We start from the raw sequence: 24,732 nt of genomic DNA, 5'->3' as shown, positions 1-24,732 counted from the left end.
GCTCCTTGCCTCAATGTATCGATCGCGGCGACCGACTTGCCGTCGATCGCTGCCATGGATCGTTGGCCGCATCGTATGGCTGGCACCATCCCGGAGTCCTCACCAAAGGTTAAATTAAATGTGATAACTCGCCGCCTCAAAATTTTGCACAATAGCCAGGCCGGCGCATTTCCTGCGCCTCCCCTGTCACGCGCGAGCCGGCTCGCGCCTCTAGGCTGAACATGGATCACCCCAAGCGCATCCTGATCGTCGAAGACGACGTCGACATCGCCAACGTACTGAGCCTGCACCTGCGCGACGAGCGCTATGAAGTCGTGCACAGCGCCGACGGCAACGAAGGCCTGCGGCTGCTGGCGCAGGGCAACTGGGACGCGCTCATCCTCGACCTGATGCTGCCCGGCGTGGACGGGCTGGAGATCTGCCGGCGCGCCCGCGCCATGACGCGCTATACGCCGATCATCATCACCAGCGCGCGCTCCAGCGAAGTCCACCGCATCCTTGGCCTGGAACTTGGCGCCGACGACTACCTGGCCAAGCCATTCTCGGTGCTCGAACTGGTGGCCCGCGTGAAGGCGCTGCTGCGGCGCGTGGATGCCATGGCCAAGGACCTGCGGATCGACGCGGGCAGCCTGGAGCTGGGCGGCCTGTCGATCGATCCGCTCACGCGCGAGGCCAGCGTGGACGGCCGGCGCATCGAGCTCACCCCGCGTGAGTTCGACCTGCTGTATTTCTTCGCCAGGCATCCCGGCAAGGTGTTCTCCCGCATGGACCTGCTCAACGCTGTCTGGGGCTATCAGCACGAGGGCTACGAACATACCGTCAACACCCATATCAACCGGCTGCGCACCAAGATCGAGGCCGACCCGGCACAGCCCAGCCGCATCCTGACCGTGTGGGGGCATGGCTACAAGCTCGCGGCGGGAACCCAAGGAGGCGCGCCGTGAGCCTTGATCTCGGACTGAACCTGAGCCGCCGCCTGACCCTGACGCAGCGGCTGTCCCTGGTGTTCTCCGTGCTGCTGCTGGCCTGCTGCGGCGCCTCCGCGTGGCTGCAGGTCCGCTCCAACGACATGCGCGAGAAGGAAGTCATCCAGGACCTGTCGCGCGGGCTGGCCGGCCATATCGCGCGCAATGCGTCGCTGATGGACGCCAACGGGCTCAAGCCGGATGCGCTGCGCCGCCTGTTCGGCCAGCTGATGGTGGTGAACCCGAGCGTGGAGGTGTACCTGCTGGACAGCCAGGGCCGGATCCAGGGGCACGACGCGCCGGCCGGGCACCTGCAGCGCCAGCAGGTCGACCTGAAGCCGGTGCAGCGCCTGCTGGCCGGCGAGCCGTTGCCTATCCTTGGGGACGATCCGCGCAGCGCGGGCGGGCGCAAGGTGTTTAGCGCCGCGCCACTACGCGTGGGCGGTGCCGAGCCCGCCGGCTACATCTACGTGGTGCTGCTGGGCGAGGCGCATGACGAGCTGGCGGCGCGCGCCTCCGCCAACTCGGTGTTGCGCACCACGCTGTGGTCGATGGGGCTGGTGGCGCTGCTGGGGTTGCTGGCGGGCCTGATGGCGTTCGGCCTCATCACGCGGCCRCTGCGCCGCCTGACCGAGGCGATGCGGCGGTTTGATGCCGACGGTGCGCCCGAGACGCAGCCGCGCGTGCCGCGCACGCCGTGCGGCAATGCGCGCGATGAAATCGTCGCGCTGGAAGCGGCCTTCGCGCAAATGGCGGACCGCATCGCCGAGCAATGGCGCGCGCTGACCAAGCAGGACCAGGAGCGGCGCGAGCTGGTTGCCAATATTTCCCATGACCTGCGCACGCCGCTGACCTCGCTGCACGGCTACCTGGAAACGCTGTCGCTCAAGGCCGATACGCTCAGCGAGGCCGAGCGCCAGCGCTACCTGGCCATCGCGCTGGCGCAAAGCGTCAAGGTGGGGCGGCTGGCGCAATCGCTCTTTGAGCTGGCGCGGCTGGAGCACGGCATCGTGCAGCCGGCGCTGGAGGATTTTTCGCTGGTGGACCTGGTGCAGGACGTGTTCCAGAAGTTCGAGCTACCGGCCGAGGCGCGCCACGTGCGGCTGCGTGCCGGTATCCCGCAGCGCCTGCCCGCCGTCACGGCCGATCTCGGCATGATCGAGCGCGTGCTGACCAACCTGCTGGATAACGCGATCCGCCACACGCCGGCCGAAGGCGCCATCGAAGTCGATCTCGCCCTGCGCGACGGCAAGGTGGCGGTCACCGTCAGCGATACCGGCCCCGGCATTCCCGCGGAACTGCGCGAGAGCCTGTTCCAGCGGCCCTTCAGCGCCGGCGGCGCGCACCGCGGCGGCGGGCTGGGGTTGCTGATCGTGCAGCGCATGCTGCAGCTGCATCACAGCCAGATCCGGCTGGTGGAGCGCGCCGGCAGCGGTACCACGTTCCGCTTCGAGCTGCCGGTGTCGGGCGGCGGCGCCGGCAATGCCCGCTAGCGGCGGGCAGGTTCAGTCTGCTGCCTGGCCGGCGAAGCGTTCGATCAGCCACGAGGCGGCCGGGCCGGGTGGCGTGTCGGTGCGGTAGATCGCATCGAAGGGGTAGAAGTTGCTGTGATTTTCGGGCAGGTCGAGCAGCACCAGGCGGCCCGAGTCGAGATCTTCCTGCACCATGGGCACCGGCATATTGCCCCAGCCGATGCCTTCGCGCAGCAGCATGTGCTTGGCGCCAAGATCACCCAGACGCCAGGTATGCGTGCTGATCACCGCGAAATCCTTGCCGTGCGTCAGCGCGGAGCGGTCCGACAGCACCAGTTGCACATGATGCCGTCCGGCGCCCGGCAGGTTCCGGCTGCCGCTGGCCAACGGATGACCTGGCGCCGCAACCGGCCGCAGCATCACATCGCCGATCCAGATGCGCTCGATCCCCGCCACACCCGCGCCGAGCGGCCCGCTGACGCCGATGGCGGCGGAGCCGTCCAACACCATCTGCGTCACGGCGCCAAGTGCCTCCATGTGCAGGTGCAGCGCTACCGTGGGAAATGCCTCGCGAAAGGCCTTCAGCGCGTCCACCACCCGGGCTGCCGGCAGCATCACGTCCAGCGCCAGGTGGACCTCCGCCTCCAGGCCTTGCAGCAGGCCCTTTACCTTCGCGCGCAGCCCGTCGATGCCCATGGTGACCGTGCGCGCCTCGGCCAGCACGGTGCGGCCCGCCTCGGTCAGTTGCGGCTTTTTGGTGGTCTTGCGGTCGAACAGCGCCACGCCGAGCTGATTCTCCAGGTTGGCGATCGTGTAGCTGATGACCGAGGTCGCCCGGCTGAGCTTGCGGGCCGCGCCGGCAAAGCTGCCGACGTCCACCACGGTCAGGAACACCTTCAGTTGATCCAGCGTGGGCGTACCGGGATTTGGCATCTTATCGATTTTGTCGAACGTTTCGATCCATATTATCCCAGTTTCGCGGACGTAAAAACCCGCCTACATTTAGGCCCATCGGATGCATTACCCGATTCAGACCCTGAACCCGAACCCTGATCCCCTGACTCAACCGGCCTGCCATGACCGTGCGGCCGCATCGAATGGAGAACCACCATGTCCCAAGCCGCCCAACTCAATACCCAGACCAACACCCAGGCCAACGCCCGTGCCGATACACCCGCCGCAGCCGGCGTGGCAGTGCTGGGCCGTGTCCTGATCAGCGCCATCTTCCTGCTCTCCGGCGCGTCCAAGCTGGCCGCGCCGGCCGCCATGATCGGCTACATCCAGTCGGTCGGCCTGCCGCTGCCGCAGGTGGCGCTGGCCATTGCCATCGCCGTGGAGGTGGCGGGCGGCATCGCCCTGGTGCTGGGATACCGCACCCGCCTGGTGGCTGCCATCCTGGCCGTCTTTAGCGTGGCGACCGCGCTGGCCTTCCATGCCAACCTGGCGGACCAGAACCAGTTCATCCACTTCTTCAAGAACATCGCGATGGCCGGCGGCCTGCTGCAGATCGTGGTCTACGGTGCAGGCCGCTTCAGCCTGGATGCACGCCGCGGCAACGCTTAACGCGCGGCGCGTGTTTCAAGCGCAGCCATGCGCATGGGAAACGCCAGCACGAAGAGCAGCGCGGCCAGCATCAGGGCCGCGCTGAGGATGTACAGGCTATAGATGAAGCCGCCGGTGGCCGCCTTGATGGCGCCCACCATGACCGGCGCCACCAGGCCCGCGCTGCTGCCGATCGTGCTGATCATGGCGATGCCGGCAGCCGCGCCCCGGTCCGCCAGGATGCTGCCCGGCACGGACCAGAGAATCGTGAAGGCGCTGGAGATGCCCGCCGACGACAGCGCCAGGCACAGCACCGCCGCTAGCGGGTCGTGCATGAACAGCGTTGTGAGCGACAAGCCCAGCGCGCCAACCAGCGCCGCCACGGCAAAATGCCAGCGCCGCTCGCCCGTGCGGTCAGAATGGCGGCCCACAACGATGGAGGCCGCAATCCCGGCGACCGCCGGCACCACCGCGTAAAACCCCACCTGCAGCACGCTCAGCCCCATCATCTTCAACAGCGTGGGCTGCCAGAACGACAAGGCATAGATGCCCAGGATGGCGAGAAACGAGATCAGGCCGAGCATCCACACGCGCCGGTCGCGCATCGCGGCGCCAAAGCCGTGGGCCGCGCGCACGCCGTTGGCGGCCTGGTCCTCCTCCAGCAGCCGGACGACGCGTTGCCGCTCGGGGGCGCTGAGCCACCGTGCCTGCGCAGGGCCGTCCGACAGGATGAAGAAGGCCAGGACGCCCAGCATCACGCTCGGTATCCCCTCAAGCAGGAACAGCCACTGCCACCCCTGCAAGGACCACGCGCCATCGAGGAACGTCATCACCAGCCCCGCCAGCGGCCCGGCCACGATTGGCGCGGCGCCATAGGCCATGAAGAACAGCGCCGTCACCTGTGCCCGGCGCCGCGACGGGTACCAGAGCGTGAAGTAGAACAGCACCCCCGGCGCGAACCCGGCCTCCAGCACGCCGATCAGGAACCGCAACGCATAGAACTGCGTGGGCGTGCTCACGAAGATCATGGCCGCGGACGCCAGTCCCCACAGCCCCATGATGCGCAGCAGCGTAGCCCGCACGCCGATCTTCGCCAGCATCAGGTTGCTGGGCACCTCGAACAGCGCATAGCCGAGAAAGAAGATGCTCGCGCCCAGGCCAAAGACAGCATCGCCAAAGCCGAGGTCCTCGCGCATCTGCAGTTGCGCATAACCAACGTTGGTCCGGTCCAGGTAGTTGAAGACATAGCACACGCATAGCAACGGCAGCAGCCGCCATGTGATCTTGCGGAACAGCTCGGCGTCGCTGGCCGGATCGGCGGCGGCCGCGCCGGCCGGCTTGGTGAGGGTAGCGGTGTTCATCGCGAAGCCCTCCGGTCTGCCCGCGTGCTGGTCGGGTGGCCGAACTCGGTCTCGCCCCACAGGTGGCTGGACGGCGCGCCAGGGAACAGCCAGTACGGCGTGCACTCGGACGATGGCACGACGTTGCTGAACGGATGCGCCTCGGAGGCGCCCGCGATGGTTTTCTCCAGCACCATGGACAGGTACTGGTCGTTGCTGCTCTCCTGCGTATTGCCGTTCAGGATCACCTCGGCCCCGGTGGCGCGTGCAAAGCGCCGGATGCCGTTGTGGCGCGAATGCTCTGGCGACCAGCTGTCCGCGCTGACACCGTTCTCGCTGCTCACGCGGATGCCGTCGGGCGTGCGATAGACCAGCGAGTGATTGCCTTCGGTGTGCCCTGGCGTGTGCACCAGCGCCAGGCCGTGGCCCAGGTGCACGCTGCCGTCGAAAGCGACAACGCGCTCCCGCGGCACGTCCGCCAGGCCATTGGGGCAGTACCAGTCGGCCTGCACCGGCAGCAGGCCCTGCACGCTGGCCAGCTCCTGCCGGTGCACCAGAAGCCTCGCGTTGGGCAGCAATCCGCGGCTCGCGCCGCTGCCGAGCCAGCGGCGCACGTCCTGCGTGTGCAGGTGATCGTAGGTGATGTAGTCGATCTGCTCCGGCGCCACGCCGCAGCGTGCCAGCGCTTGCAGCACCGTGCCGTAGACGGGGGCGATGGTGCTATGCAGGAACCGCGGCGTCTGCGTGCTCATGCGCTTGAAGTAGGGCGTCTCGGCGCCGGCCTCGAAGTCCGCGGGGGTAAACAGCAGTGTGCGCAGGCACCCCGCGAAGTCCTCGTACTGGATCAGCGCCATGCGCGACAGCAGGTGGATCAGGTGCGGCTTGAGCATCTGCTGCGAGTACACGCCGTTAAAGGCGTACCAGGCCGGATAGGGAACCCGTAGCAGGTTGAAGCTGCGCGCGAACCGAACCGGCGGCGCTTCCAGGAACTGCTCGCGAAACTGCGCTGCGCCGCGGCGCAGCGCGCGCAGGCGGTCCTGTGGCGCGCTGGCGCTGCGGGCACCGTCAAAGTCGGAGATCGGCAGCAGGCCTGTCGGATCGGGTTCGCGTTTCATGGGTTGTCTCCTGTGGTTCTTGTTTTTCTTTCTATGCGGCTTCGGCCTGGCGCGCATCCGGCTGGCCCAGCAGGCCGCCGATCAGCTGGGGCAGCGTGTCCGGCGGCGTGCCGGCAAGCAGCTGGCGCAGCATCGTCAGCGTGTCGAAATACACGCGCTCGCAAACCAGGCGCTCGCCCTCGAAGATGAACAGCGCGATCATGCGGCAGCGAAACGCATTACCCGTCGGCGGCAAGCCCCGCAACGGGCCACGGTGCGTGCCCAGCAGCCAGAACTCCACGATCACGGCATCGTCCGTGTGGCGCAGCTGGATGATCTCGTGGCGCTGGTCGGGGAAGGCCAGGCGGCTGTCGAGGTAGTACTGGCGCACAGTGTCGATGCCGTCATGCACTTCGCCACTGGGAATCAGCTCGTAGTGCGGGTGCGGGAAGGTGGCGAGCACGGCATCGAAATCCTGGCGGGTCTCATCGGCGAAGTGGTCAAGCACCAGGCGCTCGCGGCGCGTCTTGAGATCGGGGGAGAGAGGTGTGGTCATGCTGAAAGCTCCGTGGCGGGCAATTTGCGGAACACTGCGGCCGATGCCGCAGTCCGTTGCCTGGAGCGATTATCTGCAGCGTGCCGGCGCAAGACTGTCGCCGCTTGGCAGTTGCCGATCCGGATAAACCCCGGGTTTGGCGCGCGCGTGCCAGGCGCCCATGTCTTCGGCTCGATTGGCGGCGGAGCCGGTGAGACGTTACGTAACGCGTAACGGAACAGGCGCGCGCAGGGCGCGCTTCAAACGCACGATCCCGGCTTCATCCATTTCCCGCAAAGCCAATCCACAAGCGGGTTCCAGGTCCATGAGCACGGTCGCGCGCGGCACGGGGAAAAACGCTTTTCACCTCGGGCATAACTATTGCGTCTAGGCCACTATTTGACGATTCAACGCCATAACCAGAGAGGTCTGACCGTGCGCAATCAGCAATATTTCCTTGGTATCACATTGGGCGCGTTGGTGCTGCTTGGCGGCTGTGCCAACGGATCCGACGGCGCCATGGGCAAGACCGGCGCCACAGGCCCGACGGGCAATACGGGAGCGGCGGGCAACGCTGGTGTCACCGGTGCGGCCGGCAGCGCAGGTGCCAAGGGCGATGCCGGGGCTGCCGGCGCCGCGGGGACGAACGGATCGGACGGCGCAGCGGGAGCGACAGGCGCCACCGGCGCCACTGGCACCACCGGAGCAGGCGGCGCTACCGGAGCCACAGGGGCAACGGGGGCAACGGGCACGACGGGTGCCAACGGCCCCTCGGGCGCCACTGGCGCTACCGGGCCTGCGGGTTCCGCGGGCGCCACCGGCGGCACGGGGCTCACCGGCGCGACCGGTGCCTCGGCACTCAATCAGCTCGGCACCGCAATCAGCAGCGTGGGCAGTGCCGTCGGCGCGGTGGGCACCGGCCCGCTGGCTGCCGTCACCACGCCTGTGGCATCCATCGTCAGCCAGGCTGGCCAGATCGTGGGTGGCGCGGGACCGCAGGCCATCACTAATCCGGTGACCCAGATCACGGGCACGCTCGGCCAGGCGATCGTGCCGCTGACCTCCACGCTGACCGGCGCCACGCAGACCCTGGGCGCAGCGACCGGCCTGGGCTCCGTCGTCGACAATTTGCTGCGCACTGTTGGCGGTACGGTGGGCACTGTTGGCACTACGGTCACCCAGACCAATGCGCCGGTGGTATCCGGCCTGGGTGGCATCGTGACGTCCACCGGCAATACGGTGTCCGCGCTGGGCGGGCTGGTCAACGCCCCCACGGGCGGCACTGGCAATAGCACTAGCCCGCTGGCTCCGGTCACGAACCTGCTTGGCGGGCTGACGGGCGGGCTGACGGGTGGCCTGGCACCGGGCAATACGCCGGCGTCGGGCCTGCTCGCGCCAGTGACCAGCCTGCTCAACAACACCCTCGGCACGGTGACGCACGCCACGGGCAGCGGCGGCGGCGCGCTGCCCGGTGCCTTGCCTGGCTCGCTGACCAATGCGCTGGCGCCGGTCACCAATGTGTTGGCAGGCGCAACCGGCGCAACCGGCGCAACTGGCGCAACTGGCACGGCGGGCGCCGGCAATGCGGGCACGGGTGGCCTGCTCGGCGGATTGCTTGGCGGGTTGGGCGGCACCAAGCCCTGATACGTTAGCGCCATGGGAAACGCCGGCGCCATGGCGCCGGCGTTTCTACAACCTGAGCGCGCCGGTCGTTCAGGCTCCGCCTGCGCGCATGTGGCTAGCCGCCGGCAGCTACGGCGCCGGCTTCTTGCCACGCCGCTGCGCTGACGCGCGTGGTCAGCTCGACAAAGCTGGCCACGCTGGCGGTTCGCAAAGGATAGTAGGCCACCTGATGGCGCTCGCAGACGCGCTTGAGCATGTTCATGGAGTCATGGTCGATGCAGTCGACGGGAAACACCACCATGTCCGCGCGGGCCACGGTTGCCGCCAGCAGGCCCTTCCTGTCCTCGATGCCGCCGTCGTGCAGCACGAGCTGGCCGCCGGTGGATTCCACCAGCGATTTCAGGGTGTGGTTGGCGCCCGGGCGTCCGCCCACATAGACAATGCGTTTTCCCTGTAGCTGGCGCAGCCCGGCGTGGCGCTCTTCCCCTTGTGCCGCGGCGGGGAGCATGGCGCGTTCCATGGCTTCCGATTCGGCGCGGCTGATCTTCAGCTGGGCCAGTGTGTCGTCAAGCTGCGCGCGCACGGCCTGCATCTGCTCGTGTTCGCGCATGGCGCGTTGCTCCGCGGCTTCGCGGCGGCTTGCCTGCAGTGCGAGTTCCCCATCGCGAGCCGCCAGGCTCTCTCGCAGCATCTGCAATGCCGTATCTGTATCCGTATCCGTATCCGTGCCGCACGGCCCAGTTTGCCGGTCCGCGCGCGCGTTCAGCTGGCTGAGCTGATCGCTCATCTGGCGGATCGCGATTTCATGCCGAGTGCTCAACGCCTGCAGGCGCTCCTGCTGGCGCTCGAGCTTGTCCCGCAGCGTGGCGTTTTCTTCTTCCAGCGCGATCAGCCGGCGGATGTCGGCGCGATTCGCCGCACCCACCAGGTGCGATAGCATATGCACCTCGCCAAATGCCGCCTGGCGAACCGCGGTGCTGGCTTCAGGGTGCGTCATCACCGCCCAGTAAGCCGGCGGGATGTCGCCGCTGCCGACGGCGTCGTCCCAGAGCTTGCGCACGGCATCCGCATCCTTGGCTGCGCCGAAACGCTTCAATGTGCTCGCGTAGCGCTCATCGAGCGCTTTCTGGAACGCCTTGCAACCCTCGCCGCCCGCGCTGGAAAGCTTGACCGCTTCGTGGTGGATCTCGAGGTCGGTGGCGCGTTGCCGGTCCAGCGTGGTGAAGCGCGGTACCAGCTTGCGCAGCTCGCTGGTGGTCATGCAGGTGCCGATCACCGAGCAGTGCAGGTGCGAGTCCAGCTCGGCAAGGCGCGTGCGCCGCCGTACCGCGCGGCCCTGCGCTTGGGCTGGCGTGCAGCAACCGGCGGCCGGTGGCTGCTCGTGGCCAAGCGCGGCCCCAATGCCATTGGCGTGAGCAAGGCGAAACGGTGGCGTGTGCATGCGGGCCTCACGTGGGAGAAGACGGGCAGGGTGGCGCGTTGCCGTGCCTCGGAGAGGGGCAACGTCAGGCTTCCCGTTCGGTTAGCGAAATATATCATTGAATATAACGGGTGTGGAGCGGTGGCGCAGCGCGCCGCAGGCCGGTAAGGCAGCGCTGCCAGCAACCACCGGGCATGCCCTAGAATTGCAGCGCCAGACAGGCAGATCAAAAGGAGTGGTGATGATGGTGGATGCGAAAGATACGGCTGTACTGCTTTTTTCCTACGGAACGCTGCAAGACAAGGCGGTGCAGATCGCCAACTTCGGCCGCGAGCTGGCCGGTCGCCATGACGCCATCCCCGGCTACTCGCAGTCGATGGTTGCCATCGATGACCCTGCCGTGGTTGCTACCAGCGGAAAGACGCACCATCCGATTGTCCAGCCCAGCTCGGATCCCAACGATGAGGTGGCCGGCATGGTCTTCGAGATCACCGCGCAGGAGCTGGCATCCGCCGATGCCTATGAAGTCTCGGACTACAAGCGCATCGCGGTGACGCTGAAGTCAGGCGTTCAGGCGTGGGTCTACGTCCGGGCCTGAGCAAGAATGGTTATCAGGAAGGACGGCATGGCGAAGGGATGTGAACGCGCTATGATCTGCCGACCAGGCACCCGGGCGCGACAGGCCGGGACCCATGCGGCCGGGCGATGGCCGCCGGCATGACGAGGCGCGAACAACATGAAAACCAGTGCAAGAAACCAATTGAGCGGCAAGGTCAGCGCAGTCCACAAAGGCGCGGTGAACGACGAAATCGAGCTGGAGATTGCCGGCGGCGTGCGCATCGTGGCGACCATCACCGCCGAGAGCACGAAGCGCCTCGGGCTGGCTGTCGGCAAGGAAGCCGTCGCGCTGATCAAGGCATCGTCCGTGATCGTGGGCGTGCCCGACCCGGACATGCTGCTCTCCGCGCGCAACCAGCTTGCCGGCACTGTATCGGGCATCAAGACCGGCGCGGTGAATGCGGAGGTGTCCATCGGCCTGGCGCAGGGCGGTGAGATCGTGGCCATCATCACCAATGACAGCGTGACCAGCCTCGGGTTGGTGCAAGGCGGCGCGGCCGTCGCCATCTTCAAGGCCTCCAGCGTCTTGCTGGCCGCGCGCGCATAAGCGTGCCGAGCAATGGCGCCTATTGGGCAGCCGGCGCCGCGAACACTTCCAGGCTGATCAGCTTGGAGACGTAGCGGCCCGCCTTGCCATCGTTGGGGATCACCAGCCTGGCAAAGCCGTTGGCGCCCAGCGGCGCGCCGTCCACGGCATAGGCGATGAGGTCCGGCTGGTTGCCAAAGCCAGGCTCGACCTCGCCCAGCGCGACCAGGGTCTTGTAGCCGTCGCTGCCGGTTGCCACCACATACATGGCCAGCACGTCGTTCTTCACCGCCGGGTTGGTGGCGAGGCCGACCGTGGTGTTCAGGAAATCCCACAAGCTCACGCCCGTGTAGGTGTTGGCGCCCACCGTGCGCGTGACCACCGGCAGGGCTTTCAGGGCGGTCAGGTCGAACGTGCCGGGCTGCTTGACCGCGCCCGTCACGGTGAGGAGGGTGGACGGCGCGCCGCCCGTGCCCATGGCCGTGGAGCCGGACGCGCGCACATCCAGCCGCAGCAGGCCGGAGACATAGCGGCCGCCCTTGCCGTCGCCCGGCGCGGTCACGCGCAGCAGTCCATCGGCCGTGAGCGGGGTCGCGACGCCATTCACCGTTTCGCCATAGACAACCTGGCTGGCCCGGTTGCCAAAATCCGGCTTGATCTCGCCCAGCGAGAACACCGCCTTGTAGCCATCGGCGCCGGTCGCCAGCACGTACTTGCCGAGCACGTCGTTCTTGACGGCGGCATTCACCTGGATGCCCATGCCATCGAGCAGGTCCCACAAGGCCGTGCCCACATAGGTGTGGGTTTGCGCGCCGGAGCCGCTCGAGAAGCTGACGGCCTGGGTGGCGGCCGGACGCGCCTGGAGCTGCGCGAGCGTTAGCGTGGCGGGCCGGTCCAGCGCGCCGCCGACCTGGAGCTGCCGCTGGGCTTGCACAGGCTGCGTTACCGGGGTGGCTGCCATGGCCGGTGTCTCGGCGTCGGAGCCGCCGCAGGCTACCAGGCACAGTGGCACAAAGGCGGTGCCGAGCCATACGGACACCGGACGCTTCATCTTGAGCATGTGGATCTCCTCTGCCGCTTATTTCTTTTCGTTATATTCACTGTAACATAACGCTTTGCGGATCGTATGGCGATGCCCACATAGGCGCTATTGCATCGCGCGCATATTCCGCTGGGGAGGCCGCCGGGGTACCATGCCGCCATGGTCAAACTTGCTCGCTCCCGAACCTCGGTCAGCCCGGATACGCCGCAGGCGCTGTTTCGCATGCGCGTGATGCTGGGCGATACCATCGCCATTGGCCCCGGCAAGATCGCGCTGCTGGAAGCGATCCGCGAATGCGGCTCCATTTCCGCCGCGGCGAAACACCTCGACATGTCCTACAAGCGGGCCTGGGATCTGCTCAACGAGATCAACCGCTCGCTGGCCAAGCCGGCAGTGGATTCCGAGCATGGCGGCGCGCAGGGCGGCGGCACCGTGCTCACGCCGGTGGGCGAGGAAGCGATCCGGCTCTACCGCGCCGCGGAGCTACGCGCGGCCAAGGCCTGCGAGGCCGAGATCAACGGCCTGATCAAGCTGCTGGCCAAGCCTTGAGCTTGCGGCCCAAGCCCTGAGCCCTGAGCCCTAAGCCTGCCACTGCCGGACCTCGATGCCACTCGCCGGTGCTGGCGGACAGCGCTTCATTCACCGAACGCCCTCCTTGGTTGGTCAGGACGCCGGCTTTGCGCTGCGTTATATGGGTAATTCCCGCTCATATCGATATATTTCGCTAACCAAGGCATGGCACGAGGTTCGAATGGGCGCATCAAGTGCCGGCGGCGTTTGCGCTATGCTTGGCGCCGCGCACGCCACATATCTCCTATGGACTGCAATTTCTCCGAGCCACAACGCATGCATGAACCGAACTCGACCGCTCTTCCCCCCACCCCACGTTTTGAAGCCGGCCGCGCATTCTGGATAGCGGGCCTCGGCGCGCGGTTCACCCTGGAAACGAACGGCGGCATCCCCGCGCTCTGGGAAGCGCTCGGCCCGTCCATTGGCAAAGTCCCGGGCCAGGTGGGCGGGATGACCTACGGCCTGTGCTGCAACCCTCGGGACGACGGCAGCTTCGAGTATGTGGCCGGCGTGGAAGTGAGCAGCCCGGATGGACTGCCGTCATCGTTTCGCTGCATCAAGATCGAGCCGCAGCGCTACGCCGTATTCGTGCATGCAGGCGATGTCTCGACACTGCACGAGACGTTTCACCGCATCTGGCATCAATGGCTGCCGGCGTCCGGGTTTCAGGCCGGGCATGCGCCTGAGTTTGAGCGCTACAGCGCGGACTTCGATCCGGTGGCAGGAACGGGCACCGTGGAAATCTGGCTGCCGGTCAGGGGTGGGGCGGATGCGGCGGCCTGAGGCGTTGCCCGTCAGAGGCGCGAACACCACCATGCATATAAAGACCGTTAACGCTCTGATCCTGGCATTGATCCTGGCATTGTTTTCCGCCAGCAGTTTTTCCACCACGCCGTGCCCGCCCGATGCGCCGTGCGGGCCGTTGCCGCCGGAATTCAAGGTGGAGATGTACGCCACCATCGTTGCCTTCCCGATGGCTTGCGCGAAGCTGGATCCCGCGAACGCGCCGCGCTACGAGGCAGCCTTGTCGGCGGAGCTTGGCAAGCTGGGTGCCGACGATCAGGCGGCCATGGACGCGACAAGGCGCGATCCTGCCTTGCCTGCGATGCTGATCGCCGCGTCGAAGGCGCTTGAGGCAGAGCAATCGCCTGCGCGGCTTCTGCGCAAATGCAGCCGTGCGCTCCAGCGCACCGAAGCGGCGGAGCCTGCAAGCCCGAAGTGAGCGCAGGCAGGATTGCGCGCCGTGCTTTGTTACCTCGCCCGCCTTGAGTCCCCCGCCGCGATGAACAATACTGGCCCGTAGGCCGCTCCGGCGCGAGCGGGCCGGTTTTGTTTCCGCATGCGCGGAAGTGATTTCAAGGAGTACGCCATGTTGCGCGACAGTCATGCATTCAGCGGATTCTCGGTCGACGACATCGCCAAGGCCACGGACTTCTATGGCGGTACGCTGGGGCTGGAAGTATCCGCGAGCGGGGGCTTGCTGACCCTGTATATCGCCGGCGGCAACAACGTGCTGCTTTATCCCAAGCCGAACCACGTGCCTGCGACGTTCACGGTGCTGAATTTCCCGGTGAAGAGCGTGGACAAGGCCGTGGAGACACTCGGCAAGCTCGGCGTGCGCTTCGAGACCTACGACCTGCCCGGGCTGAAGACCGACGAGCGGGGCATCTGCCGCAGCGAGGGCGGCCCCGTCATCGCCTGGTTCAAGGATCCGGCCGGCAATATTCTCTCGGTGCTTGAAGCGACATAAGCTGTTTTGGCCGGGCACCAGGCACCAGGCGGCGGCTAGCGGACCGCTCGATGTGCCCATCCTTATCATTTCAATGATTGTTGAAATATTGAAATGATGGCGTTATGATCCGGGGCATGAACTCTAACCTGGTCGTACGCGCCCTTGGCGCCCTTGCCCACGAATCCCGTCTTGCCATCTTCCGCGCGCTGGTGGTGGCGGGCCCGAGGGGCATCGCCGCCGGCGACATCGCTCAACAGGTCGGCATTTCGCCCTCCAGCCTCTCGTTTCACCTGAAGGACTTGTCCCATGCGGAACTGGTGGCTTCCCGCCAGGACGGCCGCTTCGTGATCTATTCGGCCAACTTTGCGGCCATGAGCGGCCTCGTTGCCTTCCTGACCGAGAACTGCTGTGGCGGGGCGCCATGCGAGGCGCCCGCTGCGCCGGCGTGCTGCGATGCCAAGCCGGAGGCCCCCGATGCGGCACGCTGAATCCGCGCAGCCCGTTGTGGCGGATGCGCCCGCGCAGGCCATTGGTTTTTTCGAGCGCTACCTGACGCTGTGGGTGGCGCTGTGCATCGTCGCGGGGATCGCGCTGGGGCAGGCCATGCCCGGCTTTTTCGCCACCGTGGCCAGCATGGAGGTGGCGCAGGTCAACCTGCCGGTTGGCGCGCTGATCTGGGTGATGATCATCCCGATGCTGATCCGGATCGATTTCGGGGCGATGGGCCAGGTGGCCGGCGAGTGGCGTGGCATCGGCGTGACGCTGTTCGTGAACTGGCTGGTGAAGCCGTTCTCGATGGCGCTGCTGGGCTGGCTGTTCGTGCGGCACGTCTTTGCCGGATGGCTGCCCGCCGGCCAGCTCGACAGCTACGTCGCCGGGCTGATCCTGCTCGCGGCCGCGCCGTGCACGGCGATGGTGTTCGTGTGGTCGCAGCTCTGCAAGGGCGATCCGTATTTCACGCTATCGCAGGTCGCGTTGAACGATGCCATCATGGTGGTCGCCTTCGCGCCGGTGGTGGCGCTGCTGCTGGGCCTGTCGTCCATCGCGGTGCCGTGGGACACCCTGGTCATCTCCGTCGCGCTCTACATCGTCGTTCCCGTGGCCGTGGCGCAGGTCATCCGCCGGGCGCTTCTCGCACGGGGAGACGCGGCCTATCGGCGGGCGGTGGCGGCGCTCGGCCCTTACGCCATCAGTGCGCTGCTGGCCACGCTGGTGCTGCTGTTCGGCTTCCAGGGACAGGCTATTGTCAACCAGCCGCTGGTGATCGCGATGCTGGCCGTGCCGATCCTGATCCAGGTGTTCCTCAACTCGGGGCTGGCCTATCTGCTCAATCGCAAGCTTGGCGTCGCGCATTGCGTGGCCGGCCCGTCCAGCCTGATCGGCGCGAGCAATTTCTTCGAGCTGGCCGTTGCCACGGCCATCAGCCTGTTTGGCTTCCAGTCGGGCGCGGCGCTGGCCACCGTGGTGGGCGTGCTGATCGAGGTGCCCGTCATGTTGCTGGTGGTGCGCATCGTCAACCGCTCGCAGCCCTGGTACGAAGCCGGCATCCAGACACATCCATCAAGGTAGTCAAGCATGCATGTCCAGATCTATCACAACCCCGACTGCGGCACGTCGCGCAATACGCTTGCGATGATTCGCAACGCCGGGATCGAGCCCGAAGTCATCGCGTACCTCACGCAACCCCCGGAGCGCGCGGTGCTCAAGGCGATGATCGCCAGTGCCGGGCTGACGGTACGCGAAGCGCTTCGTGAGAAAGGGACGCCCTACGCCGAACTCGGCCTGGGCGATCCGGCGCTCACCGACGACCAGTTGCTCGACGCCATGCAGGCGCACCCGATCCTGATCAACCGGCCGTTTGTGGTGACGCCGCTCGGGGTGCGGTTGTGCCGGCCATCGGAAGTGGTGCTGGACATCCTGCCATCGCCGCAGCGCGGCGCCTTTGCCAAGGAAGATGGCGAGCGCGTGATCGATGCCGACGGCCGGAGGGTTGGCCGATGACGGATGCGCTGCGCAACGTCCTGCTGCCGCTGCTGGACATCCCCACCGGTCAAAGGCTGGAGCCGCGCAGCGTCTCAACGCATGCGCCGCGCATTCTCCTGCTCTACGGCTCGCTGCGCCCGAACTCCTACAGCCGCCTGCTTACGCTCGAAGCCGAGCGGATCCTTCGGCACCTTGGCGCGCAAACCAAGGTGTTCGATCCGCATGGCCTTCCCATCACGGACAGCGTGCCGGCGGATCATCCGAAGGTGGCCGAGCTGCGCGCGCTGTCCGCATGGTCGGAGGGCCAGGTCTGGTGCAGCCCCGAGCGGCACGGCACGCTGACCTCGGTGTTCAAGAACCAGATCGACTGGTTGCCGCTGGAGATCGGCGGCATTCGTCCCACGCAGGGCCGCACGCTGGCCGTCATGCAGGTGTGCGGTGGCTCGCAGTCCTTCAACGCCGTCAATGCATTGCGTGTGCTCGGGCGCTGGATGCGCATGGTGACGATCCCGAACCAGTCATCCGTGCCGAAGGCCTACCAGGAATTCGACGCGGATGGCCGCATGGCGCCCTCCGCGTTTTATGACCGGGTGGTCGACGTGATGGAGGAGCTGGTCAAGTTCACCTTGCTGGTGCGTGACCGTTCCGCTTACCTGACGGACCGGTACAGCGAGCGCAAGGAGAGCGCGCCGCCGGTTGCGGCGGCGCTTGCCCAGGCCGCGATGGATCACGAGCGCGCTGCGCAAGTGCTGGAGAGCAACGATAGCAACGACGGCGGCGACAGCGAAGTCGAGTAGCGTCGCCGATGTGGCCGCGGCGCGGGAAACATGGCCCGAAGCGCCATCCGCTAGGCGGCGACCAGCCCGAGCGAGCGCAGCTTCGCCCCCTGGTCGAAGTATGGCCGCTCGCAAATGATCTTGTCGCTGCCGGGCGCGAATTCGAACGACGCGGCCATGCGCACGCGAAACGCGCGGCCCGTGGGCGGGTAGACGGTGCCGTTCGCCTTCAAGGGACCAAGGTGGGTGCCGGTGAGCCAGAACTCCACCAGCACCGTGTCGCCGGCCGCGGCGATGCTGATGATCTCGTTGGCCTGGTCGGGGAAGGGCGTGCGCGAAGACGCAAAGTAGCCGCGCACTGCTTGCTCGCCGTCGAAGACCGCGCCGCCTCCGTGCATCTCATAGCGCGGATGGGCAAAGGTGGCGATGACGGCGTCCCATTCCTGGGTGCACTCCAGGGCCATGTGGTCGCGCACGGTCTGGATGCGGGCGAGAGACAGACTATCCATGTTCAGGGCTCCGTGATTTGGGTGTTTGGTTTTTTTGGTTCTTTGGTTTTTTGGGGTTTGCAGGCTGGTCGAGTGATTGATGCATTGACGCATTGATGCATTGACACGTGCATCAGGCGCTTAGTCCTGCGTCACGCCAGCGGTCTTTGCCACTTCCTTCCACGCCGGGATATCGCGCGCATTCAGCTTGCCGAGTTCCTCGCCGCTCATCGGCGTGGCCGCGATGCCCATCTCCAGCAGGCGGGCCTTGATCTGCGGCGTGGCCAGCACCTGGTTCAATGCGTCCGACAGCTTCTGCACGATCGGCTTGGGCGTGCCGGCGGGCACATACAGGCCCCAGCGGAACACGCGATCGAAATCGATGCCCTCGTCGACGTAGCTCTTCACGCCGGGCAGGCTCGGCGAGCGCGAGGTGCACGTGCCGATCGCCTTGACCTTGCCGGACTTGACGAAGGGCGTGCCCGATGTCATGTCCACATAGCCCAGCTTGATATGCCCGGCGACGATGTCGTTGAGCACCTGCGGCACGGTCTTGTAGGGGATATGCGTCATCGACGCGCCGGCGAGCTGCTTGAGCACCTCGCCGCAGAATTGCCCCGTGGAGCCGGTGCCCCAGCTGGCGTACTGCACTTCGTTGGGATGGCTCCTCGTGTACGCCACCAGCTCCTTGATGTCGTTCGCGGGAAAGTCATTGCTGGCCACCAGCAGGATGGCAGCCGTGCCGACCTGGCCGATGGCGGTGAAGTCCTTCACCGGGTCGTATGGCAGCTTGGTGTAGACCGCGGCGTTCAGCATATGCGTGGTCGCGCCGCCGAGCGTGAAGGTGTAGCCGTCGGGCGCCGCGCGCGCGACCGCTTGCGTGCCGATGATGCCGGAGGCGCCACCCTTGTTCTCCACCACGATGGGTTGCTTCAGGATGGCCGACATGCGCTCCGCGAGCACGCGGCCAAGGATGTCGCCGCCCGAGCCGGCCGAGATCGGCAGCAGCAGGCGGATGGGGTGGGAGGGGTAGTCGGCGGGGGATTCACTGCCTTGCGCTGCAATCGCGGGCGCGGCAAGCGCGACGACGAGCGTGGCGGCGGGCAGGTAGCGGGGCATCATGGGGCGTCTCCTGATTCTTTGTTATGTGCCGCGGCGCGGCCTTTGATTCGCTGTCTGTTTCCGTCAAAGACCCAGTCCGCCGTCCACCACCATCTCCAGCCCTGTCACATAACGCGACTCATCGGAGGCAAGGAACAACGCCGCGTAGGCGATATCCCACGGCGTGCCTTGCCGGCCCATGGGGCAGCGGCTGTTGCGAAACTCGCGCGCGGCCTGCACGGCGGCTTCATCGCCATCGGTCAGGTGCGCCGCATGCGGCGTATCGATCAGGCCGGGCAGGATCACATTGCAGCGCACCTGGTCTGCGGCGTAGCGGCGCGCGAGGATCCGCGTCATGTGGTTGAGGGCGGCCTTCGATGCGTTGTAGGAGAGAAAGGGCATCGGCCCCCATTTGCGGCTGGCGATCGACGAGATGTTGATGATCGAGCCGCCGCCCTGCGCGATCATGTGCGGCATCGCCTTCTGGCAGGCGAGCATGGCGCCTTTGAGGTTGATGTCGAACACCCGGTCCCAGGATGGCTCGGTGATGTCCTCGAGCTCGCCGATTTCCTCGATGCCCACATTGTTGTGCAGCACGTCGATGCGGCCATAGCGCTCGCGGCAGGCCTCCACCATGGCAGCCAGCCGCGCGCCGTCGCGCACGTCGGCCTCGAAGGCGCTGGCGCTTCCGCCCGCGTCTTCGATCTGGCTCGCGGTCCTGCGGGCCAGCGCCAGGTCGCGGTCCACGCACAGCACCCGCGCGCCTTCACGGGCGTAGACGATGGCGGCGGCGGCGCCGTTGCTGGTGTCGGCGCCGATCGATCCCGCGCCGACGACGATGGCTGCCTTGCCGGCAAGCCGGCTCATTCCTTTGCGATTGCTGTCCGGCATGCTGAGGTTGTCTCCGTGGGGATCTTATGGTGATCTTTGGATGATCGTTCTTATGGTCCCCGCTACGAGGGATGGGAAAAATATAGCACGGAATTGAAACGTTTCATATAAAGGGTAAACGACCGGCTGCAAGAGGCATGCGCTAGGGAAGGGGATGCCGCATGGGCGGCATCGCGCCGCCCGGCGGGGGCTGACGCGATGGGTCTGGCGAAAACGCGGCAGGCTTAGCTGGCGACGCGCTTCGCCCGGCCTCGCGCCGTTTTTCTGCCTGCCTCCACGCCGACGGCGGCGCAGGACTCGCGCAGGATCAGCTCGCAGGTCAGCATCAGGTGCCCCGTTGCGTCAGGGCTGCCTTGCGGATCGAGGCCCGGCTCCATCTCGGCAAGGAGCAGGCGGGCGGCATGGCGCCCCAGGTCCTGCAGGTTCCAGGTGAGCGTGGTCAGCTCGGGCGTGTGCACCTGGGCCAGTTCGGTGTCACCCACGCACACCACCGACAGGTCGCCCGGAATGTCCCGGCCGGTCTGGCGTGCCGCCTTGAGCGCGCCGGCGAGCAGCGTCGTGCCCAGCCCAAAGATGGCGGTGGGCGGCGCGGCTTGCTGGAACAGCGCCAGGCATTGCGAAAAAGCGACGTCCATCGAGCTGGTGTCGATGCGCACAAGCTCCAGCGCATCGCCGATGCCGCGCGCGGCAGCAGCCGTCTCGAAGGCATGCCAGCGCGCGCGCGCCGGGCGCAGGTGCGAGCTGGGGAAGAGCAGGGCAATGCGGCGGTGGCCGAGATCGAACAGATAGTTGGCGGTCTTCAGCGCGCCGCTGAAGTGGTCCACCTTGACGCTGGGCCGATCCGGGGCGATATCGCGGTCCAGGATCACCAGCGGCACATCCACCTGCGCGATCTGCTGCTGCAGCTTTCCGGAGCTCTCGGAGCCGGGCGCGAACAGCACGCCGTCGACGCCGACGCGGGTCACGTCCAGCAGCAGCTCGCATTCGCGTTCGGTGTCGTTATGGGTGTCGACCAGCAGCAAGGTGTAGCCGGCTTCGCGCAGCACATGTTCGGCCGCGCGCACGATCACGCCGTAGAAGCGGTTGGTGATGTCCGGCACCAGGCAGGCCACCAGGCGCGAGCGCCGCGAGCGCAGGCTGCGGGCCGCGGCGTTGGTGACATAGCCGATCTTGCGCGCCACCTCGAACACGTGGGTGACGGTCTCGGCGGACGGGCCGCCTCGCCCCGCCATCACGTTGGAGGCGGTGCCAACCGAAACGCCCGCTTGCTCGGCCAGGTCCTTCAGGGTCGGCTTGCGCTGCGCCGCGGCTTTTTTCTGCATGGCACTCCACGGATATCGTCGTTTCCTGTGGCATGCAGTGTAGCATGCTATGAAACGTTTCAATCGCGTGGAGCGCCTTGGGGGCGCACGGATGTGTATTGGGCCGCAAGCCCTCAGGCGGCCTTCTTCAGCGATGCCAATGCCGCGCGGCCCGCCGCCAGTTGCTGCGCCACTTCCGCCACGCGCGCACCCAGATGCTCGGCCGTGCGCAGGTCTGCCAGCGGCGGCACCACATCAGCGCTCTCATCCGCATTCGACTGTGCCGCCGCACCCAGGAAGAAGCCGTGGCGATTGAGCGAATCCTCGGTCGACTTCGAGTTGTTGTGGCCCGGGGGCAGGCCAAGGTTGACCCAGTGCATGCCGTGTTGCGCGGAGAAGATCGCGATCTGCTGCAGCGTGGCAAGCTTGTCGCCCGAACGCGAGGCCGAGTTGGTGAAGCCCGCCGCCACCTTGTTGGCCCATTTGCCGCCCTTGGCGAACACGTTGCGCGAGGTGGCGTCCATAAAGCCTTTGAACTGCGCTGACGCGCTGCCCATGTAGGTGGGCGCGCCGAAGATGATGCCGTCCACGTTTTCGAGCGTGTCCCAGTGCTGGTCGATGTCGTCGACGCTGATCAGCAGGCTTTCCACGCCATCGACGCTGGCGGCGCCGCGTGCAACGGCCTGTGCTTGCCTGGCGGTGTGGCCGTAGCCGCTGTGGTAGACGATCGCGATTTGGGTAGCGTTGGGGTTCATGATGCGGTGCCTCGACAAAGTTGGAAATATTTGAATTTGGCTCGCATCGCCTGGATCACTGGATCTGCTTGATTGCTGGGCCGGTGAAGCAAGTCTAGGCGCCGGCTGATCGCGTTGGTGACTGAAATATCAATTATTCATTGAAATATTTTGAATTATCGGGCGAGGCAGGGGATCCTGTGTGCCTGGCATTTCGTGCCCACCGTGCCAGGCGCCGATGACGGTGGCGAAACAGCCATTTCACGACAGCTGCCATCGCGCCGCCACCGCCGGGCAGCCAGGCCGCGGGTCCGCGCAAGGCAAAGGTGAGCCGGTCGCGCACCTCGCAGCCGCCAGGGGTGTCTCGAATCGTCCGTTCGTGTACCCAGCTGCGCATGCTCAGCATCCGCGACGTTTCCTTGAAGCGGTAGCCCGGCCCCACCTCCGCCAGCATGATGTCGTCCGCGTCCACGGGAAACATGCCGAACGCCAGTAGCCAGCTGCGGCCAAGCCGCTCGCCAAGCGGCAGCTCGCCGATCGCCTTGCCGCGCATGGCGGGCGGCGCCGTCATGCGCAGCCAGGGAAACAGCTCGTCGTTGATGCCTTCGGACGTGGTCGCGCGCTGCCATGCCTGGCTGGCACTGATCGGCAGGGTGGATGCAAGCTCGAGCGTCAGGGGCATGGCGGATTTCGATCGGTGGGTGAACGTGTTCGCCATGATAGCGAGCCGAGCCATGCGGTCCGCTGCCTCCCCGGCTTTGCCTGTCAGGTTGTCGCCGCGCCGGCCTCGGATGGCACATGCCGAATCACGTTGAAACCCTCGTCCGCCAAGGGCGCCACGAAGTAACGCGTGATGGCATCGAACTGCGCATCGGTCGTCTCGAACGGATGCGTGCCGCTGGCGTTGCGCGCGCGCAGGCGGGCCTTGCACACGGCGTCGGGCACATCGAGGTAGTGGAGTTGATGCGCCACGCCCGCCTGCTCGAAGATGGCCCTGGCCCAGCTTCGGGTGGCCGGCGTGTTGGCAGGGAAATCAAGCACGACCGACATGCCCGCCAGCAGCAGCGCGTCGATGTGGCCGGCCATGGCGTCACGCAATCGTGCGGCGCAGCGGGCATAGTCGGCGACCTCCCGGATCTCGCCGGGATACAGGCGTGACAGCCAGTCGTCCTCGCTGATCCGCACGGTGGCCGGCCGGACAGCGAGCTGCCTGGCCAGGGTCGATTTGCCGGAGCCGATCTTGCCGCAGACCATATAGAGGACGGCGGGTGCCGCTGCTGCTGCTGCGGGGCGGGTTGGCTGCATCTTCAGGCTCCTTGGTGTATGCAGGCCCCAAGGAGGCGGGCACAAAAAACCCGCCTCGTTGGGCGGGTCGCTTTGTGTGCTCAGTCCACGTGCGCTAACCCACCATCCCAGGGATGGTGCGAATAATCGACGGGTTTTGCGCGCGGGTCATGGCGCAGATGTTAGCGGATTGCCCGCTTGCTCGCAATTGCCTTCGCGCGGGGCCGCCCTTGTCCTATCGATCCGGCCATTGCAGAATACGGCCACGCCAGAATAGATGATCCTTCACCGCCGTCGCGCGTTTGCGCGAAGCCGCCTGCCTCGCCACGCGGACCGGCAACGTCTCCCGGCTTCCCGTACATGACAACATCACCGCAACCGATGCGCCGCTTCGCTCTGATCGCTACCCCAGTCTTCCTGGCGTTCGCCGCCGCCAATGCCAGCGCGCTCGACGCCCCGCAGCTGCTCGCCAAGCTCACGCCAAGCATCTATGCCGTGCGGGCAATGGGCGCCAACAACGCGCCGCTGGCGTCGGGCTCCGCCGTGGTGATCGGCCCGGGGCAACTGGTCACGGCTTGCCACGTGCTGGCCGGCGCGCGCGCGATTGCCGTGCGGCGCGACAACGTGAGCTACGACGCCACGCTGGACGCGCCGGACGTGGATCGCGACCTGTGCCTGCTGCGGGTGGCGAACTTCAACGCGCCGGCCGTCAGCGTGTCGGCGGCGGCGGCACCGGCGTTCGGGCAGAAGGTGCTTGCGGCAGCCAGCCCGGAGGCCTCGGGCGTGGTCGTGCTGGACGGCAGTGTGTCCGGGTTGCGCGCGGGCGCCGACGGCAAGCTGGACCGCATCGAGATCACGCTTGATTTCCCGGCGGCAGCCAGCGGTGGCGGCCTGTTCGATGAGACGGGCCGCCTCGTGGGCATCCTGTCGGCACGGCGCGCGCCTGGCGAAAAGCTCAAGGCGTTGCCCGCCAGCTGGATCGCTCAGGTCAAGGAGCGCGGCGCGGCGGCGCCTGTGGCGCCTGTGGCGGACGAGGCCGGCGCTGCCCCGGCTGGCGGCGCGTCGCCCCGCGTTGGCGAGGTCTGGCGCTATGAGCTGGTCGATAAGCTGACGCGCAAGCGGCGCGATGTGGTCTACCGTGTCGACCGCGTCGAAGGCGAGCGCATCACGTTCAACCAGGGCGCCCGCGTCGAGACGCTGAACGGCCGTGTCGAGCGCATCAGCACGCCCAGCGCTGGCGAGTTCGATGGCGCATCGCCGCCGCGCGGCTGGGTGCCGGAAGACGTCAAGCCGGGCGCCCGATGGAAATACAGCTACAAGCAGGCCGGCACCGACATGCGTACGGAACTCACCGGCGAGGTGACCGGGGAGTCCACCATCACGGTGCCTGCCGGCAGCTTCCGCGTCTTGCGCCTGGCCTACAAGGGCTATGTGGCGCGGCCGTTCTACGGCTTCTCGTATGGCGCACCATCCTCCGTGCCTTACACGGCGGTAGCGTGGTATGCCCCGGAGCTCAAGCGCGTGGTGCGCTTCGATGCCAGCTACGCGTCCAAGTACGAACGCGTGGACGAAAGCCTGGTGCTTGCGGAGCATCGCTTCGACTGACGTGGCCCCGATCCGGCCTTGATTCCCGGGCGCGGGACGATATGCCGGGGTGCAGCAAGCGATTTTGGTAGGATGCAGGCCTTTCTTCGT

At 66.7% G+C, this 24,732-nt stretch carries 28 protein-coding genes; 15 read left to right on the top strand and 13 right to left on the bottom strand.

The genetic code is table 11. The features are described from left to right. Positions 1–221 precede the first annotated feature (221 nt). Together AB4061_RS18775 and AB4061_RS18770 are read left to right on the top strand one after the other, a co-directional pair. Positions 222–944 carry a response regulator transcription factor gene (locus tag AB4061_RS18775; RefSeq protein WP_441636369.1) on the top strand — a complete coding sequence of 241 codons (723 nt, stop codon included), beginning with the start codon at positions 222–224 and terminating at the stop codon, positions 942–944. Continuing rightward, a complete protein-coding gene (locus tag AB4061_RS18770) occupies positions 941–2,458 on the top strand; it encodes a HAMP domain-containing sensor histidine kinase (RefSeq protein WP_441636367.1) in 1,518 nt (505 codons plus the stop codon). The genes AB4061_RS18775 and AB4061_RS18770 overlap by 4 nt, the downstream gene beginning before the upstream one ends. Before the next feature lie 12 nt (positions 2,459–2,470). Here AB4061_RS18770 and AB4061_RS18765 read toward each other — a convergent pair whose 3' ends face one another. After that, positions 2,471–3,370 carry a LysR family transcriptional regulator gene (locus tag AB4061_RS18765; RefSeq protein WP_441636365.1) on the bottom strand — a complete coding sequence of 300 codons (900 nt, stop codon included), beginning with the start codon at positions 3,368–3,370 and terminating at the stop codon, positions 2,471–2,473. Positions 3,371–3,547: 177 nt separating this feature from the next. Here AB4061_RS18765 and AB4061_RS18760 point away from each other — a divergent pair, with 177 nt between their 5' ends. Next, positions 3,548–4,000, top strand: coding sequence for a DoxX family protein (locus tag AB4061_RS18760; RefSeq protein WP_441636364.1), 453 nt, complete (start codon positions 3,548–3,550; stop codon positions 3,998–4,000). Here AB4061_RS18760 and AB4061_RS18755 read toward each other — a convergent pair. The 3 genes from AB4061_RS18755 to AB4061_RS18745 are packed head-to-tail and all read right to left on the bottom strand — an operon-like array spanning position 3,997 to position 6,969. Beyond that, positions 3,997–5,340 carry an MFS transporter gene (locus tag AB4061_RS18755; RefSeq protein ID WP_441636362.1) on the bottom strand — a complete coding sequence of 448 codons (1,344 nt, stop codon included), beginning with the start codon at positions 5,338–5,340 and terminating at the stop codon, positions 3,997–3,999. The two genes, AB4061_RS18760 and AB4061_RS18755, sit on opposite strands and share 4 nt — an antisense overlap. Continuing rightward, positions 5,337–6,434 (bottom strand): hypothetical protein, encoded by a 1,098-nt coding sequence (locus AB4061_RS18750; RefSeq protein WP_441636360.1) that lies wholly within the window; start codon positions 6,432–6,434, stop codon positions 5,337–5,339. Before AB4061_RS18750 ends, AB4061_RS18755 begins: the two co-directional genes overlap by 4 nt. A gap of 31 nt (positions 6,435–6,465) precedes the next feature. Further along, on the bottom strand, positions 6,466–6,969 hold the full coding sequence (locus tag AB4061_RS18745; RefSeq protein WP_441636358.1) for an ester cyclase: 504 nt from the start codon (positions 6,967–6,969) through the stop codon (positions 6,466–6,468). Positions 6,970–7,383: 414 nt separating this feature from the next. Between AB4061_RS18745 and AB4061_RS18740 the strand changes: the two genes are divergently transcribed. Next, on the top strand, positions 7,384–8,592 hold the full coding sequence (locus tag AB4061_RS18740) for a collagen-like triple helix repeat-containing protein (RefSeq protein WP_441636356.1): 1,209 nt from the start codon (positions 7,384–7,386) through the stop codon (positions 8,590–8,592). 94 nt (positions 8,593–8,686) lie between these two features. Here the strand turns inward: AB4061_RS18740 and AB4061_RS18735 are convergent, their stop codons facing one another. Next, complete coding sequence (locus tag AB4061_RS18735; protein ID WP_441636354.1) at positions 8,687–10,012, bottom strand: DUF2325 domain-containing protein; 1,326 nt, start codon at positions 10,010–10,012, stop codon at positions 8,687–8,689. Positions 10,013–10,232: 220 nt separating this feature from the next. On the opposite strand from AB4061_RS18735, the gene AB4061_RS18730 reads away from it, so the two are divergent. Together AB4061_RS18730 and AB4061_RS18725 are read left to right on the top strand one after the other, a co-directional pair. Next, on the top strand, positions 10,233–10,589 hold the full coding sequence (locus tag AB4061_RS18730) for a gamma-glutamylcyclotransferase family protein (RefSeq protein ID WP_441636352.1): 357 nt from the start codon (positions 10,233–10,235) through the stop codon (positions 10,587–10,589). Positions 10,590–10,727: 138 nt separating this feature from the next. Beyond that, entirely contained in the window at positions 10,728–11,156 is a 429-nt protein-coding gene (locus tag AB4061_RS18725; protein WP_441636350.1) for a TOBE domain-containing protein, read from the top strand. Positions 11,157–11,175: 19 nt separating this feature from the next. Here AB4061_RS18725 and AB4061_RS18720 read toward each other — a convergent pair whose 3' ends face one another. Next, entirely contained in the window at positions 11,176–12,195 is a 1,020-nt protein-coding gene (locus AB4061_RS18720) for a molybdopterin-binding oxidoreductase (protein WP_441636348.1), read from the bottom strand. A 204-nt stretch (positions 12,196–12,399) separates the two neighbouring features. Here AB4061_RS18720 and AB4061_RS18715 point away from each other — a divergent pair, with 204 nt between their 5' ends. The 8 genes from AB4061_RS18715 (at position 12,400) to arsH (ending at position 17,259) form a co-directional block, all read left to right on the top strand. Next, positions 12,400–12,726, top strand: a complete 327-nt coding sequence (locus AB4061_RS18715) for a winged helix-turn-helix domain-containing protein (protein ID WP_441636475.1) — start codon at positions 12,400–12,402, stop codon at positions 12,724–12,726. Between the two features lie 297 nt (positions 12,727–13,023). Further along, positions 13,024–13,530: a GyrI-like domain-containing protein gene (locus tag AB4061_RS18710; protein WP_441636346.1), complete on the top strand. Its 507-nt coding sequence runs from the start codon at positions 13,024–13,026 to the stop codon at positions 13,528–13,530. A gap of 31 nt (positions 13,531–13,561) precedes the next feature. After that, positions 13,562–13,969, top strand: coding sequence for a hypothetical protein (locus tag AB4061_RS18705; protein ID WP_441636344.1), 408 nt, complete (start codon positions 13,562–13,564; stop codon positions 13,967–13,969). 147 nt (positions 13,970–14,116) lie between these two features. Continuing rightward, positions 14,117–14,497 (top strand): VOC family protein, encoded by a 381-nt coding sequence (locus AB4061_RS18700; protein ID WP_441636342.1) that lies wholly within the window; start codon positions 14,117–14,119, stop codon positions 14,495–14,497. A gap of 116 nt (positions 14,498–14,613) precedes the next feature. Then, a complete protein-coding gene (locus AB4061_RS18695) occupies positions 14,614–14,967 on the top strand; it encodes an ArsR/SmtB family transcription factor (protein ID WP_441636340.1) in 354 nt (117 codons plus the stop codon). Then, on the top strand, positions 14,954–16,048 hold the full coding sequence (arsB, locus tag AB4061_RS18690; RefSeq protein WP_441636338.1) for an ACR3 family arsenite efflux transporter: 1,095 nt from the start codon (positions 14,954–14,956) through the stop codon (positions 16,046–16,048). The genes AB4061_RS18695 and arsB overlap by 14 nt, the downstream gene beginning before the upstream one ends. 6 nt (positions 16,049–16,054) lie before the next feature. Next, on the top strand, positions 16,055–16,480 hold the full coding sequence (arsC, locus tag AB4061_RS18685; RefSeq protein ID WP_441636336.1) for an arsenate reductase (glutaredoxin): 426 nt from the start codon (positions 16,055–16,057) through the stop codon (positions 16,478–16,480). Beyond that, on the top strand, positions 16,477–17,259 hold the full coding sequence (gene arsH, locus AB4061_RS18680; RefSeq protein ID WP_441636334.1) for an arsenical resistance protein ArsH: 783 nt from the start codon (positions 16,477–16,479) through the stop codon (positions 17,257–17,259). The genes arsC and arsH overlap by 4 nt, the downstream gene beginning before the upstream one ends. A 50-nt stretch (positions 17,260–17,309) precedes the next feature. Here arsH and AB4061_RS18675 read toward each other — a convergent pair whose 3' ends face one another. The 7 genes from AB4061_RS18675 to AB4061_RS18645 form a co-directional block, all read right to left on the bottom strand. Next, complete coding sequence (locus AB4061_RS18675) at positions 17,310–17,747, bottom strand: ester cyclase (protein WP_441636332.1); 438 nt, start codon at positions 17,745–17,747, stop codon at positions 17,310–17,312. A gap of 120 nt (positions 17,748–17,867) precedes the next feature. Beyond that, positions 17,868–18,848, bottom strand: coding sequence for a Bug family tripartite tricarboxylate transporter substrate binding protein (locus AB4061_RS18670; RefSeq protein WP_441636330.1), 981 nt, complete (start codon positions 18,846–18,848; stop codon positions 17,868–17,870). 63 nt (positions 18,849–18,911) lie between these two features. Beyond that, positions 18,912–19,718, bottom strand: coding sequence for an SDR family NAD(P)-dependent oxidoreductase (locus AB4061_RS18665; RefSeq protein WP_441636328.1), 807 nt, complete (start codon positions 19,716–19,718; stop codon positions 18,912–18,914). Positions 19,719–19,942: 224 nt separating this feature from the next. After that, the gene (locus AB4061_RS18660) at positions 19,943–21,040 is read right to left on the bottom strand and encodes a LacI family DNA-binding transcriptional regulator (RefSeq protein WP_441636326.1); all 1,098 of its coding nucleotides are present in this window, start codon (positions 21,038–21,040) and stop codon (positions 19,943–19,945) included. Positions 21,041–21,153: 113 nt separating this feature from the next. Next, positions 21,154–21,774 (bottom strand): flavodoxin family protein, encoded by a 621-nt coding sequence (locus AB4061_RS18655; protein WP_441636324.1) that lies wholly within the window; start codon positions 21,772–21,774, stop codon positions 21,154–21,156. 133 nt (positions 21,775–21,907) lie between these two features. After that, positions 21,908–22,435: a hypothetical protein gene (locus AB4061_RS18650; RefSeq protein ID WP_441636322.1), complete on the bottom strand. Its 528-nt coding sequence runs from the start codon at positions 22,433–22,435 to the stop codon at positions 21,908–21,910. Between the two features lie 83 nt (positions 22,436–22,518). After that, a complete protein-coding gene (locus AB4061_RS18645) occupies positions 22,519–23,058 on the bottom strand; it encodes an AAA family ATPase (RefSeq protein WP_441636320.1) in 540 nt (179 codons plus the stop codon). 339 nt (positions 23,059–23,397) lie between these two features. Between AB4061_RS18645 and AB4061_RS18640 the strand changes: the two genes are divergently transcribed. Further along, positions 23,398–24,642 carry a S1 family peptidase gene (locus AB4061_RS18640; RefSeq protein WP_441636318.1) on the top strand — a complete coding sequence of 415 codons (1,245 nt, stop codon included), beginning with the start codon at positions 23,398–23,400 and terminating at the stop codon, positions 24,640–24,642. Positions 24,643–24,732: the final 90 nt, after the last annotated feature.

The organism is Cupriavidus sp. YAF13, assembly GCF_052113425.1.
GTDB lineage: Bacteria > Pseudomonadota > Gammaproteobacteria > Burkholderiales > Burkholderiaceae > Cupriavidus.
The sequence above is the reverse complement of the archived record's forward strand: the minus strand, read 5'-3'. Positions and strand labels throughout refer to the sequence as shown.

What these genes read in the sequence shown, in the direction of transcription:
- AB4061_RS18725 (WP_441636350.1), top strand. Translation starts at nt 10,728, where the DNA reads ATGAAAACCAGTGCAAGAAACCAATTGAGCGGCAAGGTCAGCGCAGTC.
- AB4061_RS18640 (WP_441636318.1), top strand. Translation starts at nt 23,398, where the DNA reads ATGACAACATCACCGCAACCGATGCGCCGCTTCGCTCTGATCGCTACC.
- AB4061_RS18675 (WP_441636332.1), bottom strand. Translation starts at nt 17,747, where the DNA reads ATGGATAGTCTGTCTCTCGCCCGCATCCAGACCGTGCGCGACCACATG.
- AB4061_RS18645 (WP_441636320.1), bottom strand. Translation starts at nt 23,058, where the DNA reads ATGCAGCCAACCCGCCCCGCAGCAGCAGCAGCGGCACCCGCCGTCCTC.
- AB4061_RS18710 (WP_441636346.1), top strand. Translation starts at nt 13,024, where the DNA reads ATGCATGAACCGAACTCGACCGCTCTTCCCCCCACCCCACGTTTTGAA.
- arsC (WP_441636336.1), top strand. Translation starts at nt 16,055, where the DNA reads ATGCATGTCCAGATCTATCACAACCCCGACTGCGGCACGTCGCGCAAT.
- AB4061_RS18760 (WP_441636364.1), top strand. Translation starts at nt 3,548, where the DNA reads ATGTCCCAAGCCGCCCAACTCAATACCCAGACCAACACCCAGGCCAAC.
- AB4061_RS18755 (WP_441636362.1), bottom strand. Translation starts at nt 5,340, where the DNA reads ATGAACACCGCTACCCTCACCAAGCCGGCCGGCGCGGCCGCCGCCGAT.
- AB4061_RS18750 (WP_441636360.1), bottom strand. Translation starts at nt 6,434, where the DNA reads ATGAAACGCGAACCCGATCCGACAGGCCTGCTGCCGATCTCCGACTTT.
- arsB (WP_441636338.1), top strand. Translation starts at nt 14,954, where the DNA reads ATGCGGCACGCTGAATCCGCGCAGCCCGTTGTGGCGGATGCGCCCGCG.
- AB4061_RS18670 (WP_441636330.1), bottom strand. Translation starts at nt 18,848, where the DNA reads ATGATGCCCCGCTACCTGCCCGCCGCCACGCTCGTCGTCGCGCTTGCC.
- AB4061_RS18775 (WP_441636369.1), top strand. Translation starts at nt 222, where the DNA reads ATGGATCACCCCAAGCGCATCCTGATCGTCGAAGACGACGTCGACATC.
- AB4061_RS18735 (WP_441636354.1), bottom strand. Translation starts at nt 10,012, where the DNA reads ATGCACACGCCACCGTTTCGCCTTGCTCACGCCAATGGCATTGGGGCC.
- AB4061_RS18705 (WP_441636344.1), top strand. Translation starts at nt 13,562, where the DNA reads ATGCATATAAAGACCGTTAACGCTCTGATCCTGGCATTGATCCTGGCA.
- arsH (WP_441636334.1), top strand. Translation starts at nt 16,477, where the DNA reads ATGACGGATGCGCTGCGCAACGTCCTGCTGCCGCTGCTGGACATCCCC.
- AB4061_RS18715 (WP_441636475.1), top strand. Translation starts at nt 12,400, where the DNA reads ATGCGCGTGATGCTGGGCGATACCATCGCCATTGGCCCCGGCAAGATC.
- AB4061_RS18695 (WP_441636340.1), top strand. Translation starts at nt 14,614, where the DNA reads ATGAACTCTAACCTGGTCGTACGCGCCCTTGGCGCCCTTGCCCACGAA.
- AB4061_RS18655 (WP_441636324.1), bottom strand. Translation starts at nt 21,774, where the DNA reads ATGAACCCCAACGCTACCCAAATCGCGATCGTCTACCACAGCGGCTAC.
- AB4061_RS18745 (WP_441636358.1), bottom strand. Translation starts at nt 6,969, where the DNA reads ATGACCACACCTCTCTCCCCCGATCTCAAGACGCGCCGCGAGCGCCTG.
- AB4061_RS18700 (WP_441636342.1), top strand. Translation starts at nt 14,117, where the DNA reads ATGTTGCGCGACAGTCATGCATTCAGCGGATTCTCGGTCGACGACATC.
- AB4061_RS18730 (WP_441636352.1), top strand. Translation starts at nt 10,233, where the DNA reads ATGATGGTGGATGCGAAAGATACGGCTGTACTGCTTTTTTCCTACGGA.
- AB4061_RS18720 (WP_441636348.1), bottom strand. Translation starts at nt 12,195, where the DNA reads ATGCTCAAGATGAAGCGTCCGGTGTCCGTATGGCTCGGCACCGCCTTT.
- AB4061_RS18765 (WP_441636365.1), bottom strand. Translation starts at nt 3,370, where the DNA reads ATGCCAAATCCCGGTACGCCCACGCTGGATCAACTGAAGGTGTTCCTG.
- AB4061_RS18665 (WP_441636328.1), bottom strand. Translation starts at nt 19,718, where the DNA reads ATGCCGGACAGCAATCGCAAAGGAATGAGCCGGCTTGCCGGCAAGGCA.
- AB4061_RS18650 (WP_441636322.1), bottom strand. Translation starts at nt 22,435, where the DNA reads ATGCCCCTGACGCTCGAGCTTGCATCCACCCTGCCGATCAGTGCCAGC.
- AB4061_RS18660 (WP_441636326.1), bottom strand. Translation starts at nt 21,040, where the DNA reads ATGCAGAAAAAAGCCGCGGCGCAGCGCAAGCCGACCCTGAAGGACCTG.